Raw genomic sequence first — 15,368 nt, 5'->3', positions numbered from 1 at the left:
CGGCGGCATGCAATATTTTTGAACGCCGCACAGCCGCGAGGCTTCATTCTTCTGTTGAATTTTTCGCAACTGCCGCCAAGGTATTGTGATTCGAGGACTTCAACCATCGATCGATGACGCAGCACCCGACCCAGTCGCCCCAGTTCTTCCTGACCGCACCCTCGCCGTGCCCTTACATCGAAGGTCAGTTCGAGCGGAAGGTGTTCACCCATCTGGTCGGCGACAAGGCTCCCGAGCTCAACGATCTCCTCACCCAGGGCGGCTTCCGCCGCTCGCAGAACATCGCCTACCGGCCGGCTTGCGAAAATTGCCGGGCCTGCATCTCGGTGCGCATACTGGCGGGCGAATTCAAGCCGACCCGGAATATGAAGCGCGTCATGCAGCGCAATTCCGATCTCGTCGGCGCCATGCATGACGCCGAGCCGACCACCGAGCAATATTCGCTGTTCCGTTCCTATCTCGACTCGCGCCACCGCAAGGGCGGCATGTCGGACATGACCGTGCTCGACTATGCGATGATGGTCGAGGACACCCATGTGACGACCAAAATCGTCGAATACCGCCGGCGCGGACCCGACACCTTCATCACCGGCAAGGGCGTCGGCGAACTGATCGCCGTGGCGCTGACCGACCAGATGTCGGACGGGCTGTCGATGGTCTATTCCTATTTCAGCCCCGAACTGGAAGACCGCTCGCTCGGAACCTTCATGATCCTCGATCACATCGCGCGCGCCCGCGCCGCCGGCCTGCCCCACGTCTATCTGGGCTACTGGGTCAACGGCTCGCGCAAGATGAACTATAAGGTCCGCTTCACGCCACAGGAACATCTCGGTCCGAAAGGCTGGGAACGCTACGCACACGAGGCCGTCTGACCGGCGCAGGCTCTCGTGTTCGACCGCTTCCCGTTTCCGCAATTCGGAGCATTCCCGTGTCCGCCTCTCCTTCCAATCACGCGAAAGGTCTCGCGCTGACCGCGTTCGGCGGTCTGACGCTGACAGTCGATATTCCGCTGATCCGGCTTGCCGACGGCGATCACTGGACCATCCTTTTGCTGCGCAGTTCGACCACCCTAGTCGCCACGCTGCTCATCTGGCTCGCCTGGCGCTGGCTTCGCGGCGACGCGCCGAGGCTGGTGCCCGGTCGCAGCGGCGTCGTGGTCGCCGCGCTCTATGGTCTGGCCTCCATCACCTTCATCTCGGCGGTATACAACACCTCCACCGCCAATCTGGTGTTCATCCTCGCGTTCAACACCATGTTCGCCGCGCTGCTGTCCTGGATTTTCCTGAAGGAACGGCCGCGGCCGGTGACGCTCGTCGCCATGGCTGCAATGCTTGTCGGGGTGCTGGTCATCGTTTTCGACGGCATCGGCACCGGCAATTTTGTCGGCGACATGCTGGCGGTGAGCTCGGCATTCCTGCTCGCCTGCGCCATCACCATCACGCGCGCAAGCGGCAAGGACATGGGCTTCACGGCGCTGGTGGCGGTGGTCCTGCCGCTCATCGTTGCCGTCGTCATGGTCCAGAAGACCGGCTTCCAGGTCGCGGCGCCATGGTGGATCATCTTCAACGGCGCCGTCATCATGCCGATCTCGTTCTTCTGCCTCGCCACCGGACCGCGCTACATTTCGGGACCCGAGGTGGCGATGTTCTATCTGCTCGAAACCATCCTGGCGCCGGTCTGGATCTGGATGATCTTCACGGAAACGCCCTCCCGCAACAGCATGATCGGCGGCGTCATCCTGATCGCGACGCTGGTCCTGCATTCCCTGTGGCAGTTGAACGAGGGCCGCAGGCGCCGCGCCGCGGCGGCAGTCCGCCACCCGGCCTGAACGGCGGCGTGTTCGACAAGAAAAAGGCGCCGGGCTGAGCCTGGCGCCTGCTTTCATCGATCCATCCGGATCAGTGCGGCCGGTCGGACTCGTTCGTCGGCCTCGGCCCGTTGCTGCGGGATTGGGGGTTCGAAATCGCCGCGCTGCCGGTATAGTCGGTGGATGGGGCCTTTACCACGACGTTCGGCGGAGCCGCATCGCCATAGCGATCATTGTAAAACGGGTGCGCGTTTGCCCTCGTGTCGTACTGCAGATTTCCGCTGTAGTCGTTGGCAAGGGCGACGCCGGAGGTCATCAAAACGGCGGCAACGGCAAGTATCGTCTTTTTCATTTCAGTCTCCATTCGGAAAATTCAGCCTTCAAGCCTGAATTCCCTTTCAATTCTCGATCACGAAGATCCGGAAATGTCGCCGTTTGCTTCCCGCTTTCATTCAAAACACGGGAATTCCGCGGCGCAGCCGGTTGCCTTCCTGATTTTCTCCATCGGAATATTATGCTTCCGATGCGTCTCAGGTAGGAGCGGCGCCGAGGGCGTTCAAATCAACTGCACGCGACAGACGGGCGGTCCGATTCACATATTCGTGTGAGGCCTTGAACGCCGTAGGCCGGTCGGCATCAGCCGTCGAACCAGGCGATTGGGCTCGGGTTGCGCTATGCTGCTGGCCGCCTGCCGTGCGCGGCGCGTTCGGTCAGTCTCTGCAGCGCGGTCATGACGGTTGCGGTTTCGTCGTCGGTCAGCACGCGCATGTCGAGCAGTTTCATGCTCTGCAGCCCTTCGAGCACCAGATAGACGATCAGCATCGCGGTATCGTCCTCGGCATCGGCTTTCAGCCGGTCGAGCAAGCGCCGGTGAAAAGCCTTGATCGGTTTCAGGAAATCGGGATCCTCGGCGATTGCCGCCAGCAGCCCGACCCCTTCAGACTCGGTCTCGTCGTATTTGGCTGAAAAAAGGCGAACATACGCCGAGACGAGTTCGCCTCGGTCGCCATGCGAATGTTCATCGAGTTCGGTTTCGAAGTCCGCGATGAAATCCTCGACGAGTGCGCGCATGAGCGCCGCCTTGGTCGGAAAATTGTAAAGCAATCCCCCCTTGGAGACGCCTGCCCGCGCGGCGATCGCGTCCAGGGAGAGATTGCCGAAGCCGGAATCGCGAGCCACGGCCTTGACGGCATGGAGAATCTTCTCCCGCGAGTTCTGCTTCTTTGCGGCCATCGTCACTCCTTGCTGTCCTGTAGCTTAAAGGAGATTGACATTACCGTCCAGACGGTACAGTTATCTCGAAAATCCGGTTGCCGACACCTATATAGGGCCATTGCAAAATTTTGGCCCGTCGCCGTTGGGCGTGGTTGGCGACGATCAACATCGACGAGGTCACTTTGATCAAGCGCTTCATCATCGCCGCGATCCTGCTCATTATTGTGGTCGGGGTCATCGTCGGTCGGCAATTGTTCGTCGACTATATGACGGCCCAGTATTTTGCCACCATGCAGCCTCCGGCCGCCACGGTGTCGACCGTCGTCGTCAAGCCGACGAGCTGGACGCCCGGCATCGAGGCGATCGGCACCGTGCGGGCGGTGCGCGGCGTCAACCTGAACGTCGAAATCGCCGGTATCGTCAAGGATATCCTGTTTCAGGCCAACCAGAAGGTGAAGGCGGGTGACGTGCTCGTCCAGCTCGACGACGCGATCCAGCGGGCGGATCTTGCGGCGGCAACGGCACAGGCTGCACTGGACAAGACGACGCTCGACCGCGCGGTCGAGCTGCAGCGGCGCCGCGTCGGCTCGGACGTCAACGTGGATTCGGCCCGCGCGGCGGCCGAGGCGTCCCAGTCGCGGGTCGCCAGCCTGCAGGCCGCGGTCAACCAGAAGCAGCTGACGGCGCCGTTCGACGGAACCGTCGGTATTTCCAGGATCGATCTCGGGCAGTATCTCGCGCCCGGCACCACCGTCGTCACGCTGCAGGATCTCGACACGATGCGTGTCGACTTCACGGTTCCCGAACAGCAATTCGCCGATCTGAAGATCGGCCAGTCGGTGCGGCTCGGCACCGGTGGTGTGGGCGGCGAGATGCCGTTCACCGGTACGATCCGGGGCATCGACCCCAAGATCGATTCGGCGTCGCGGCTGGCGGCGGTGCGCGCAGAAGTCGCCAACCCGGAAGGCAGGCTCACACCCGGCCAGTTCGTTCAGGTGCGTGTCGAACTGCCCAAGGAGGACGATGTCATCGCGCTGCCGCAGACGGCGCTGACCACCAGCCTCTACGGCGACTACGTTTTCGTGGTGCGCCCGGCCAAGGCCGCCGAGGGCGGCGCGGCCCCGGCGACAAAACCGGAAGAAAAGCCTGCTGCCGGGGAAGCCGCGACGCCCGCCGAGCAGAAAGCCGCCGCGGAGCAATCCAGCCCTGCTGAGGCGGAAAAGCCGGCCGATTCAGCCAAGCCGGCCGATCCCGCCAAGTCGGCCGAAACGGCCGCGCCAACCGGCCAGGCAGCGCCTGCTGCCGAAGGGGAGAAGCCGCAGCTGCAGCTCGCCCAGGTTTTCGTCAAGGTCGGCCGCCGTTATGGCGGCGTGGTGGAAATAACTGAAGGGGTGTCGGCCGGCGACGAAGTCGTCACCGCCGGCCAGAACCGGCTCTTCAACGGCATGTCCGTCGTCGTCGACAACACGATCGACCCGTCGAAGCCGGTTGACCAGCAGGCGGCACAGCAATGAGTTTCTCCGACATCTTCATCCGTCGCCCGGTCCTTTCGACCGTCCTCGGTGCCCTGATCCTGCTGCTCGGCTTCCAGGGCATCTTCAACCTGCAGATCCGCCAGTATCCGGAGGTCGAGGAGACGGCGATCACCGTCACCACCGCCTATCCGGGCGCCAGCGCCGACCTGATCCAGGGGTTCATCTCGGCGCCGATTGCGCGCGCCGTCGCCTCGACCGAGAACATCGACTACGTCACCTCGTCCAGCCGGCCGTCGTCGAGCACGGTGACGGTGCAGATGAAACTCGGCTCCAACCCCGACGTGGCGCTGACCGAGGTGCTGTCCAAGGTGCAGGGCGTGCGGGGGCTGCTGCCCCAGGAGGCCAAGGACCCGGTCATCGTCAAGGGCACCGGCCAGGATTTCGCGATGATGTACATCGCGATGCAGAACCCGAACATGACGAACGAACAGCTCACCGAATACATCGAGCGCGTCATTCGTCCACGCATGTCGACGGTCGAGGGCGTCGCCGACGTGCAGATCTTCGGCGCCGCCGAATATTCGATGCGCGTCTGGATCGATCCGATCAAGCTCGCGGCGCGCGGCGTCACCGCCGCCGAGGTGCTGGCCGCGATCAACAACTCGAACTTCCTGTCCGCGCCGGGCAAGACCGAGAACGAATATGTCGTCTCCTCGATCACCGTGCGTTCGACGCTGCAGACGCCGGAAGCCTTCGCGGCGTTGCCGCTGAGGTCGGAAAACGGTGATGTCGTGCGATTGCGCGACGTTGCCCACGTCGAACTTGCCGCCGAGAGCACCGACGCCCGCATCACCTTCAACGGCAAGTCGGGCACCTTCCTGGCCGTGTTCCCCACCCCGGCCGCCAACCCGCTGACCACGGCGGAAGCACTCCAGAAACTCGTCCCGGTGATCCAGGACACGCTGCCTGTCGGCATGACGATCGAGGTGGTCTACGATTCGACGGAGCAGATCAGCGCCTCGATCGAGGAGGTGTTCAAGACCATCGCTGAAGCGGTCGCCATCGTCGTCGTCGTCATCCTTCTGTTCCTCGGCTCGTTCCGTTCGGTGCTGATGCCGATCATGACCATTCCGCTGTCGCTGATCGGCGTCTGCTTCGTGCTCTTCCTCATGGGCTATTCGATCAACCTCCTGTCGCTGCTGGCGATGGTGCTGGCGATCGGCCTCGTCGTCGACGACGCCATCGTGGTGGTGGAGAACATCCACCGCCACATGGAGGAGGACCACATGTCGCCGATGCAGGCGGCGTTCAACTCGATGCGCGAAATCTCCTCGGCCGTCGTCGCCATGACGATCACGCTGGCCGCCGTGTTCGCGCCGCTCGCCTTCACCGGCGGCCTCACCGGCGCGCTGTTCCGCGAATTCGCGGTGACGCTTGCCGCGTCGGTCGTCATTTCCGGCATCGTCGCGCTGACCATCACCCCGATGATGTCGGCGCGCCTCCTGAAGGCCGGCCAGCACAGCCGCTTCCAGCGCATTGTCGACGGCACCTTCGAGCGGGTCGAGCGCGTCTACGAGCGGTGGGTTTCCGGTTCGCTGAAGTACCGGCCGGTGACGCTGATGGTCGTCATCGCTCTCGTCGCGGTGACCGGCTTCATGTTCATGAAGACTTCGAGCGAACTCGCGCCCGAAGAGGACCAGGGCTTCCTGATGGCGCTGGTGACGGCGCCCCGCTACGCCACCTCGGACTATACCAGCCGTTACGTCGACCAGTTGCTCGGGGCGGTGCAGGACCTGCCTGAAACGCGGGCGGTGTTCTCGGCCGTCGCATTCGGCGGGGCGACCAATTCCGCCTTCGTCGGCTTCGCCTTCAAGGACTGGGCGGAGCGCGACCGTAGTTCCAAGCAGATCCAGGAGGACATCCAGGGCCGCATCGGCAAGCTGACCGGCGTCGAGGCGTTCGTCTTCGCGCCGCCGACGCTGCCGGGCTCCGGCGGCGGCCTGCCGATCTCGATGGTGATACGTTCCATCGGCGAAGCCTCGCAGGTCTACGAAGTGGCGGAGGAGATCAAGAACAAGGCGCAGGCATCCGGCCGCTTCATCGTGGTGCAGAACTCGATGTCGTACGACGCGCCGCAGGTGACGGTGACGATCGACCGCGACCGCGCAGCCTCGCTCAACATCCCGGTCGCCGACATCGGGCGGACGCTGACCCTTTTGGTCGGCGGCGGCGAGGTCGCACAATTCGACCGCGATTCCAACAGCTACGACATCATCATGCAGGTGCCGAGGGAGTACCGCGACAACCCGCAGAGACTCGGCGAGTTCTTCGTGCGCAGCGCCACCGGCGAGATGGTGCCGCTGTCATCGGTGGTGTCGATCTCGACCAACGCGTCGCCCGCCGCGATCGAACAGTTCAACCAGCTGAACTCGGCGACCATCTCCGCCCTGCCGCTGCCCGGCGTCACCACCGGCGACGGCCTCGCCGAAATCGAGAGCATCGCCAGGCAGGTGCTGCCCGACACCTTCTTCATCGACTATTCCGGCCAGTCGCGCCAAGAGAAGGAACAGGGCAACACCATCCTGATCGCCTTCGTGCTTGCCGTGATCGTCATCTACCTCGTGCTGGCGGCGCAGTTCGAAAGCTTCCGCGACCCGCTCATCATCATGATGTCGGTGCCGCTGTCGATCTTCGGCGCCATGTTGCCGCTGAATCTCGGGCTCGGCACGCTCAACATCTACACCCAGGTCGGGCTGATCACGCTGATAGGGTTGATCACCAAGCACGGCATCCTTCTGGTCGAGTTCGCCAACCAGCAGCGCGAAGTCCACGGCATGCGGCGGCGCGACGCCATCATCGCTTCGGCCAAGGTGCGCCTGCGGCCGATCCTGATGACGACGGCTGCGATGGCGCTCGGCGTCGTGCCGCTGATCGTCGCGCAGGGTGCTGGTGCGGCCGCGCGCTACTCGATGGGCCTGGTCATCTTCACCGGCATCCTGGTCGGAACCATGTTCACGCTGTTCGTCGTGCCGATGTTCTATTCCTACATCGCCAGCAAGGATTTGCCGCACCATGCCGAGAAGCCGGACCCGAACCTGATGCCGGTGCCGCACGACTGACGCAACGGGTCCTTGGTGGAGCACCAAATTCAGCATTCGTGGACGCTGCATTGCCGTCCGCGATACGCTATCTAGGTCAGGAACACGCCCGGCGGAGTTTCCTCACCGATGCCCCTTCTTTGTCTCAATCCCGAGGGGATCGCCGCCCCCGAGACTTATTCGCACGTCGTGGTGGCCAGGGGCACGAAGCTTGTCTTCGTCTCCGGCCAGGTTGCCGAGGATCGCGGCGAACTGGTCGGCCCCGGCGACATGATGCTGCAGGCACGCCAGGCGTTCGACAATCTGGGGAGAGCGCTTGCCGCAGCCGGCGCTCGTCCGGATCAAGTCACCAAGCTTGGAATTTTCGTTGCCGGCTTCAAGCGCGAGCATCTCGACATGATCGAACAGGGGCGCGTCGCACTGTTCGGCACACACAAGCCCGCCGATACGCTGGTCGGCGTGGCGACGCTCACCCGGCCTGAATACATGATCGAGGTCGACGCCATCGCCGTCATCGACGACGCATAAGCGATTTCAGGAGGCCGCGTGACACGCTTGGCAAGGATCGCACTCGGGATCGGCGGCATCGCTGTGCTGGGTATCGCTGCGGCCGCCGCCTTCATCGCTGTCAACCAGTTCTCGCCGCCGCAGGATTCGCGCGACTGGCCGGACATCAGGCCGGTTCCAGCCGCCGACGACCTCTCCTGGACCGCCTATGGCGGCGATCCCGGCCAGACGCGCCACTCCACCATCGGCCAGATCAGCCGAGACAATGTCGGCCGTCTCGCTGTCGCGTGGACCTACAAGACGGGCGAACTCGAGCGCCGGGGACAGCGCGCCCGCTTCGGCAAATTCCAGGCAACCCCCATCCTGGCCGCCGGCAATCTCGTCTTCTGCACCCCGTTCAGCCGGGTGATCGCGCTCGATCCGGTCACCGGAGCGGAGCGCTGGGCTTACGAGCCGGACACCCCGCTCGAAGGCAGGGTGCCCGGCGAAAAGTACAATTGCCGCGGCGTCGTGCAATGGCGCGACAACCAAGCCGTCGCCGGCGCGCCGTGCGCGGAGCGGCTGTTCGTGCCGACCACCGACCGCCGGCTGATCGCCATCGATGCCCGCGACGGCAAGGCCTGCGCCGGCTTCGGCGCCAACGGCACGGTGCGGACCGAGCTTGAGCGGCCTGAGCTTCGCGACGAGGAGTTGCAGTTCACCTCCGCGCCGGCGGTGGTGGGCGATGTAGTCGTCATCGGCTCGGCCAGCGGCGACAACGGCCGCGCCTTCGCGCCGGCCGGCACCGTGCATGCCTACGACGCCCGCAGCGGCGCCGAGCGCTGGCGGTTCGATCCGATCCCGCGCACCGCCGATCCCATCGCCAGCCCGACCTGGGAAGGCGGCAGCGCCCAGACGACCGGCCAGGCCAATGTCTGGGGTTCGATCACCGTCGACCCGGAGCGCGACCTGGTCTTCCTGCCGACCTCCAGCCCGAGCCCCGACTTCTTCGGCGGCCAGCGCAAGGGCGCCAATCTCTATGCCAACAGCATGGTGGCGCTGCGCGGCGGCACCGGCGAGGTGGCCTGGCATTTCCAGACCGTGCATCACGATCTGTGGGACTACGACGTGCCCGCAGGCCCGAGCCTAGTCGACTTCAGGCGCGACGGCGGCGCGGTCCCTGCCCTGGTGTTCGCCACCAAGAGCGGCTTCCTGTTCGTGCTGCACCGCGAAACCGGCGAGCCTTTGACCAGGGTCGAGGAGCGCCCGGTGCCGGCCAGCGACGTGCCGGGCGAATGGACATCGCCGACGCAACCCTTCTCGACCGGGCAGCCGATCCTGGCGCCGCAGAAGGTGACCGGGGACGATGCCTTCGGCCTGCTCGTCTTCGACAGGATGGCCTGCCGCGACGCCATTGCCTCGGCCGGGCGCAATGAAGGCCTGTTCACGCCGCCCAGCACCGCCGGCACGCTGATCGTGCCGTTCAGCGGCGGCGGCGCCAACTGGGGTGGCGTTTCGGTCGACCCGGCGCGCAACCGCGTCTTCGTCAACACCAGCCGCGCCATCAGCCATGTGACGCTGCTGTCGCCGGAAGAGACGGTGCGCCGCGACGCCGCCGAACCGGACAAGGAAATCACGCTGATGCGCGGCTCGCCCTACGGCATCATCCGCGAGACGATGTTCTCGCCGCTCGGCATGCCGTGCAACCGGCCGCCATGGGGCGCGCTTGCGGCAGTCGACATCGAGACCGGCGAGATGGCGTGGGAAGTTACCCTCGGCAACACCAGGAAACTGGCGCCGCTCGGCATGGCGTTCGAGTTCGGCACGCCGAATTTCGGCGGCTCGCTGGCCACCGCCGGCGGCCTCGTCTTCATCGCAGCTACCATGGACAACCTGATCCGCGCCTTCGACGCCGACACCGGCGAGGAATTGTGGGCCGGCGACCTGCCCCATGGCGGTCAGGCAACCCCGATGACCTATGCGGTCGGCGGCAGGCAATACATCGTCATCGCCGCCGGCGGACACCCGAACCTCGGCAACGAGATCGGCGAAACCCTGGTGGCATTCGCGCTACCGGAGTGAGGCTTGTGGCTCCAGGCCCGTGCTCCACGGCGCCCCCCTCTGGCCTGCCGGCCATCTCCCCCACAGGTGGGGAGATTAGTAGCGTCGCCGGGTTCGCTCAAATTCCAAACGTTTAAGGGCGGGCGCCGCCGTCTATGGCAGCCAATCTCCCCACCTGTGGGGGAGATGGCCGGCGGGCCAGAGGGGGGCGCGAAGGAATGCGGGCTCTCCGCAGACTGCTTCGCCTTCGCGATTAGCAGCGCTGTCACCATCTGTCAGGATTTTTTCTCTCCTTTTATCCACCCCCCTCCAGCCGCCCCGCATAATCCTTCTCGCAATCTGGAAGGAACGGCGATGGACTGGAACCTGGCAATCGAGCGGAACACGGAGGCGCTGAAGCGCATCCTGGCCGCGCTCGTCGCCATGGCGGAACTCGGGGGACAGTTTACTTTCTTTCCGCAGAAAAGCGCGCTGCCTCACGGTTCGGCGCTGGCGGAAAAAAGTAAACTGTCCCCGGCATCCACCCTTCCGCGCCATCTCCACACCGCCGTGCTCCGCCTGCTGCGGCCGGCTGAGGCCGCCGTACGGCGGCTGATCATCGTGGCGGCGCGTAGCGTTGTCGTCCCGCCCCCTCCACCACGCTCCGCGTGGTCCCCCTCCCCCGCTTCGCAGGGGAGGATCAGCGGCACCGCCGGCACGACCTGGATCCTCCCCCGTTCACGGGGGAGGGGGACCGCCGCAGGCGGTGGAGGGGGCATCGCGGAACCGCACGCCACCACCCGCCCGCTCACCCTGCCGCTTTTCGACCGGCTTCCGCGCTGGGAAAGCCGCCCCCGCCGTCCCATCCCCAACAGCGTGCCGCGCATCTCGGTGCCCGGCTACACCACACTGTCTCGCATCGTGCCCCGCCGCCTGCCATCGCCCGACGATCCGGTCGACGCCACCCGCCTTGGCCGCCGGTTCGCAACCCTCGCCGCGGCCCTCGACGACCTGCCGCGCCAGGCAAAACGCTTCGCCCGCTGGCGGGCGCGCCGCGATGCGATCAACGCTCAGGACAGAAACCCCGATGCCGCCGCGCCAACCGGAGAAACCCGCCGCAGCCGCCCACACCGCATCTGGCCGCTGCACCCCGGCAGGCCGCCCGGCCAGCACCCGAGGCAGGGTCGGAAAAAATCCCGGCACGAGGTCCACGAAATCCTGAAAGACCTGCACGGCCTCGCCTTCGACGTCCTGGAGGAGCGCCGCGACACGTCCTGACCGGTGGTCACGCGGCGAAATAAGGCGCTCCTGATCTCCCCTCTTGTGGGGGAGAAAGCGTTTTCCTTGCGCTTGCGAGCGGGCTTGTCCCCGAGCAAGTGCTTGCAAAACGCAAGAGAGGGGCTTTGAAGCGCTGTGATTGAACGGCAAACTCGCCGCCTCCAGCGGCTGCCTACCCCCTCCCCTCAAGGGGGAGGGAAAAGCCCTACCCGAACTTGCCGCTGCGCGGAAAGCCTTTCGGCACCATGCGGCCGGCCGAGGCGCGGGCGCCGGTCCATTCGGCAAGCTCGTCGCGGCCGCGGGTGAACACACGCTCGGCCGAATCCTGCCAGGAAAGCCCGCTTTCCATGGCGAAGGTCTTTAGGTCGAGCACGCCGCCATCCTTGTACTTCTGCAGGCGCACGCCCTTGCCGCGGCCCATTTCCGGGATTTCGGCGAGCGGGAATACCAGCATCTTGCGGTTCTCGCCGACGATCGCCAAATGATCCCCCGCCACAGCCACGCAGCGCGTCGCCTCGTCCGGCGCCTTGACGTTCATCACCTGCTTGCCCTTGCGGGTGTTGGCGACGACTTCGGCCTCGGGCACGACGAAGCCGTTGCCCTGATGCGAAACCAGCAGCAATCGGCGCGCCGCGTTGTGGACAAAGGCGGTGACGATGTCCTGGTCGTTGTCCATGTCGACGATGATACGGATCGGCTCGCCATGACCGCGCCCGCCCGGCAGCCGGTCGGCGCCGATGGTGTAGAATTTTCCCCCGGTAGTGAAGACGAGGATCTTGTCGGTCGTCTGCGCCGGGAAGGCGAGCTTCAGCGAATCGCCTTCCTTGAAGGCCAGCGTCGAGAAATCCGACATGTGGCCCTTCATGGCGCGCAGCCAGCCCTTTTCGGAGACGACGACGGTCACCGGCTCCTTCTCGATCATCGCGTGATGGATGTCGGCGACATCGTGCTCGGGCGCGTCGGCAAACGTGGTGCGGCGCTTGCCGAGCTCGGTATCCGCGCCGAATTTGTCGCGGATCTGTTTTACCTGCCACTTGATCAGGTGCCATTGCTTGGCATCCGAGCCGAGCAGCGCCTCGATCTGTTTCTTCTCCTCGGACAGCGCATCGAATTCCTTGCGGATCTCGATCTCCTCGAGCTTGCGCAACTGGCGCAGCCTGAGGTTCAGCACCGCTTCGGCCTGGACGTCCGTCAGCGCCCATTTCGCCATCATCACCTGCTTGGGCTCATCCTCCTCGCGGATGATGCGGATGACCTCGTCGATGTTCAAATAGGCGATCAGGTAGCCGCCGAGCACTTCCAGCCGCCGCTCGATCTCGGCCAGCCGATGCTTCGACCGGCGCACCAGCACGTCCTTGCGGTGCTCCAGCCATTCCTTGAGCACGTCCTTCAGCGACAGGACGTTGGGCACCTTGCCGCGCGACAGCACGTTCATGTTGAGGGGAAAGCGCGTTTCGAGCTCGGTCAGCTTGAACAGCGATTCCATCAGCAGCCCGGGATCGACGGTGCGGCTCTTCGGCACCAGCACGAGGCGGATGTCTTCCGCGCTTTCGTCGCGCACGTCCTCCAGCAGCGGCAACCGGCGGGCCATGAGAAGCTCGGCCATCTTCTCGATCAGCCGCGCCTTCTGCACCTGGTAGGGGATCTCGGTGACGACGATGTTCCAGGTGCCCCTGCCCTGGTCTTCCTGATGCCAGCGCGAGCGGACACGGAAACCGCCGCGGCCGGTCTCGTAAGCCTCCATGATCGAGGCGTGGTCGTCGACGACGATGCCGCCTGTCGGGAAGTCCGGACCTTGCACCAGCCCGTCCTCGGGCCCCTTGCTCATCAGGGCCTCGACCGATGCCGACGGATTCTCGATCAGGTGAAGGGCGGCCGTGCAAAGCTCGGCTGCGTTGTGCGGGGGGATGGAGGTCGCCATGCCGACGGCGATACCGGAGGAGCCATTGGCGAGGATGTTCGGGAAGGCGCCGGGCAGCACCACCGGCTCCTCGTCCTCCTCGTTGTAGGTCGGGCGGAAATCGACCGCATCCTCGGTGATGCCCGAAAGCAGCTCGGTCGCTACCTCGGTCATGCGGGCTTCGGTGTAGCGCATGGCGGCGGCGTTATCGCCGTCGATGTTGCCGAAGTTGCCCTGCCCGTCGACCAGCGGGTAGCGCACCGCGAAGTCCTGGGCGAGGCGCACCAGCGCATCGTAGATTGACTGGTCGCCATGCGGATGGAACTTGCCCATCACCTCGCCGACGATGCGCGCGCATTTGGCAAAACCCTGGTCGGGATTGAGGCGCAGCAGCCGCATGGCGTGCATGATGCGGCGGTGCACCGGCTTCAGGCCGTCGCGCACGTCCGGCAACGCCCGGTGCATGATGGTCGACAGCGCGTAAGCGAGATAGCGCTCTTCCAGCGCCTTCTTCAGGTCAACCGGCTCGACATGATCGCCGCCGTCGGAACCCGGCGGAATAAGGCTTTTTCCCATGGTTTTGAACTATCCGAGCCACTGATTCGCGGCAAGGGTCGTCGCATCGATAAGACCGGCTTCAACGCCCGCTCGAGGTTCGCTATCTTTTCGATTTGCCTTTTTTCGAAAATTTCGACCAATGTCTTCGACGCGCCATTTTCCAGTCCAGTTCTTCCGCGACAGGTTAGCGCGCTACAGTTTCATTATGTCTCAGGGACCGTGTCATGACTATTCATCATCCTTTGCTAAAAAAGCTTGCGCTGACCACTATTCTTTTCACATTGCCGCTGTCGGCTGCCGATGCATTGGAAGCCAGCAAGGTCGGCGACCGCCTCAAGGCCGCTATGGCCGGACAAGGCATGGAGATCAGTTGGACCAATCTCTCCGAAAACGGATCGCAGATCGTGCTCGAGGGCGCGACGGTGAAAGTTCCCAGCGCGCCGGCGGCGGCGACCATCGGCAACGTCACGCTCGACGAGGTCACCGAGGTCAACGGCGGCTACCGGATCGGCAAGGTCACCTTCCCGACCTACGCGCTCGCCCAGGACGGCCTGAACGTCGATATTTCCGGTGCCGAGTTGACGGGCTTGGCACTGCCGCCGGAAGGTTCGACCGACCCGCTCGCTTCCATCATGATGTACGAGACTGCGGATCTGGCGACCGTTTCGGTAAAGCGAGCCGACAAGCAGCTGTTTTCGATGGACAATCTGCATGTCGAGGCCACCCCGCCCAAGGATGGTGCCGCGCTGGAGTTTTCGGGCGCCGCCGAAAAGTTCACGGCCGACCTCACCGGCGTCGAGGACCCGGAGGCAAAGAAGGTCATCGAGGCGCTCGGCTACAACACCATCAACGGCGATTTCGCGATGGAGGGATCGTGGCAGCCCAGCGACGGCCGCATGGGGCTTACCCAGTATGACATTTCGGTCGAAAACGCCGGTACGCTGGGCATGACCTTCGATCTCGGCGGCTATACGCCGGACTTCCTCAAGGCCATCCAGGACCTGCAGAAGAAGATGGCCGAGCAGCCCGCGGGCAGCGACAATTCGGCCCAGGGCCTTGCCATGCTCGGCTTGCTTCAGCAGCTTACCTTCCACGGCGCCACCATCCGCTTCGACGACGATTCGCTGACCGGCAAGGTGCTCGAATATGTCGCCAAGCAGCAGGGCCAGAAGCCGGAAGACATCGCCAACCAAGCGAAGGCGATCGTGCCGTTCCTGATGGCGCAGCTCAACAACCCCGACCTGACCAAGAACGTCACCGAAGCGCTCAACGCCTATCTCGACGACCCGCAGTCGCTGGAAATCGAGGCCGCGCCCGCTTCTCCGGTGCCGTTCGCGCTGGTCATGGCCGGCGCCATGTCGACGCCACAGGAACTGCCGAAGACGCTCGGCGTCACGGTCACGGCAAACGAAGAGTCCGAATAAGCGGCTCCTATCACTGAAACAAAAAAGCCCGGCAGCGATGCCGGGCTTTTTTTGGACATAACGCGAGGATCGCCGCGCCGGATGTGT

At 64.5% G+C, this 15,368-nt stretch carries 11 protein-coding genes; 8 read left to right on the top strand and 3 right to left on the bottom strand.

Annotated elements, in window-relative coordinates:
- Positions 1-113 precede the first annotated feature (113 nt).
- Both OHD58_RS10165 and OHD58_RS10160 read left to right on the top strand, forming a co-directional pair.
- Positions 114-872 carry an arginyltransferase gene (locus OHD58_RS10165; RefSeq protein ID WP_263803115.1) on the top strand — a complete coding sequence of 253 codons (759 nt, stop codon included), beginning with the start codon at positions 114-116 and terminating at the stop codon, positions 870-872.
- Positions 873-928: 56 nt separating this feature from the next.
- Complete coding sequence (locus OHD58_RS10160; RefSeq protein WP_263803114.1) at positions 929-1,828, top strand: DMT family transporter; 900 nt, start codon at positions 929-931, stop codon at positions 1,826-1,828.
- A gap of 70 nt (positions 1,829-1,898) precedes the next feature.
- Here OHD58_RS10160 and OHD58_RS10155 read toward each other — a convergent pair whose 3' ends face one another.
- Positions 1,899-2,159, bottom strand: coding sequence for a hypothetical protein (locus OHD58_RS10155; protein ID WP_263803112.1), 261 nt, complete (start codon positions 2,157-2,159; stop codon positions 1,899-1,901).
- A gap of 320 nt (positions 2,160-2,479) precedes the next feature.
- Entirely contained in the window at positions 2,480-3,040 is a 561-nt protein-coding gene (locus tag OHD58_RS10150; RefSeq protein ID WP_263803111.1) for a TetR/AcrR family transcriptional regulator, read from the bottom strand.
- 134 nt (positions 3,041-3,174) lie between these two features.
- Between OHD58_RS10150 and OHD58_RS10145 the strand changes: the two genes are divergently transcribed.
- The 5 genes from OHD58_RS10145 (at position 3,175) to OHD58_RS10125 (ending at position 11,399) form a co-directional block, all read left to right on the top strand.
- A complete protein-coding gene (locus OHD58_RS10145) occupies positions 3,175-4,536 on the top strand; it encodes an efflux RND transporter periplasmic adaptor subunit (RefSeq protein WP_263803109.1) in 1,362 nt (453 codons plus the stop codon).
- Positions 4,533-7,616, top strand: a complete 3,084-nt coding sequence (locus tag OHD58_RS10140; RefSeq protein ID WP_263803108.1) for an efflux RND transporter permease subunit — start codon at positions 4,533-4,535, stop codon at positions 7,614-7,616. The genes OHD58_RS10145 and OHD58_RS10140 overlap by 4 nt, the downstream gene beginning before the upstream one ends.
- Positions 7,617-7,724: 108 nt before the next feature.
- Entirely contained in the window at positions 7,725-8,123 is a 399-nt protein-coding gene (locus OHD58_RS10135) for a RidA family protein (RefSeq protein WP_263803107.1), read from the top strand.
- Between the two features lie 18 nt (positions 8,124-8,141).
- Positions 8,142-10,163: a pyrroloquinoline quinone-dependent dehydrogenase gene (locus OHD58_RS10130; protein ID WP_263803106.1), complete on the top strand. Its 2,022-nt coding sequence runs from the start codon at positions 8,142-8,144 to the stop codon at positions 10,161-10,163.
- Between the two features lie 333 nt (positions 10,164-10,496).
- Positions 10,497-11,399 (top strand): hypothetical protein, encoded by a 903-nt coding sequence (locus OHD58_RS10125; RefSeq protein WP_263803105.1) that lies wholly within the window; start codon positions 10,497-10,499, stop codon positions 11,397-11,399.
- A 205-nt stretch (positions 11,400-11,604) separates the two neighbouring features.
- Here the strand turns inward: OHD58_RS10125 and parC are convergent, their stop codons facing one another.
- The gene (parC, locus tag OHD58_RS10120; RefSeq protein ID WP_263803104.1) at positions 11,605-13,875 is read right to left on the bottom strand and encodes a DNA topoisomerase IV subunit A; all 2,271 of its coding nucleotides are present in this window, start codon (positions 13,873-13,875) and stop codon (positions 11,605-11,607) included.
- A 206-nt stretch (positions 13,876-14,081) separates the two neighbouring features.
- On the opposite strand from parC, the gene OHD58_RS10115 reads away from it, so the two are divergent.
- The gene (locus OHD58_RS10115; RefSeq protein WP_263803103.1) at positions 14,082-15,281 is read left to right on the top strand and encodes a hypothetical protein; all 1,200 of its coding nucleotides are present in this window, start codon (positions 14,082-14,084) and stop codon (positions 15,279-15,281) included.
- Positions 15,282-15,368 lie beyond the last annotated feature (87 nt).

This window comes from Mesorhizobium sp. ZC-5 (assembly GCF_025753855.1).
In the GTDB taxonomy this organism is placed as follows: Bacteria; Pseudomonadota; Alphaproteobacteria; order Rhizobiales; family Rhizobiaceae; genus Neomesorhizobium.
Note: the sequence above shows the minus strand (reverse complement) of the source record. Positions and strands in the feature narration are given on the sequence as shown.

Bases quoted from the DNA above. Each gene is read 5' to 3' on its own strand.
- OHD58_RS10140 (WP_263803108.1), top strand. From the start codon at position 4,533: ATGAGTTTCTCCGACATCTTCATCCGTCGCCCGGTCCTTTCGACCGTC.
- parC (WP_263803104.1), bottom strand. From the start codon at position 13,875: ATGGGAAAAAGCCTTATTCCGCCGGGTTCCGACGGCGGCGATCATGTC.
- OHD58_RS10125 (WP_263803105.1), top strand. From the start codon at position 10,497: ATGGACTGGAACCTGGCAATCGAGCGGAACACGGAGGCGCTGAAGCGC.
- OHD58_RS10150 (WP_263803111.1), bottom strand. From the start codon at position 3,040: ATGGCCGCAAAGAAGCAGAACTCGCGGGAGAAGATTCTCCATGCCGTC.
- OHD58_RS10135 (WP_263803107.1), top strand. From the start codon at position 7,725: ATGCCCCTTCTTTGTCTCAATCCCGAGGGGATCGCCGCCCCCGAGACT.
- OHD58_RS10165 (WP_263803115.1), top strand. From the start codon at position 114: ATGACGCAGCACCCGACCCAGTCGCCCCAGTTCTTCCTGACCGCACCC.
- OHD58_RS10115 (WP_263803103.1), top strand. From the start codon at position 14,082: ATGACTATTCATCATCCTTTGCTAAAAAAGCTTGCGCTGACCACTATT.
- OHD58_RS10155 (WP_263803112.1), bottom strand. From the start codon at position 2,159: ATGAAAAAGACGATACTTGCCGTTGCCGCCGTTTTGATGACCTCCGGC.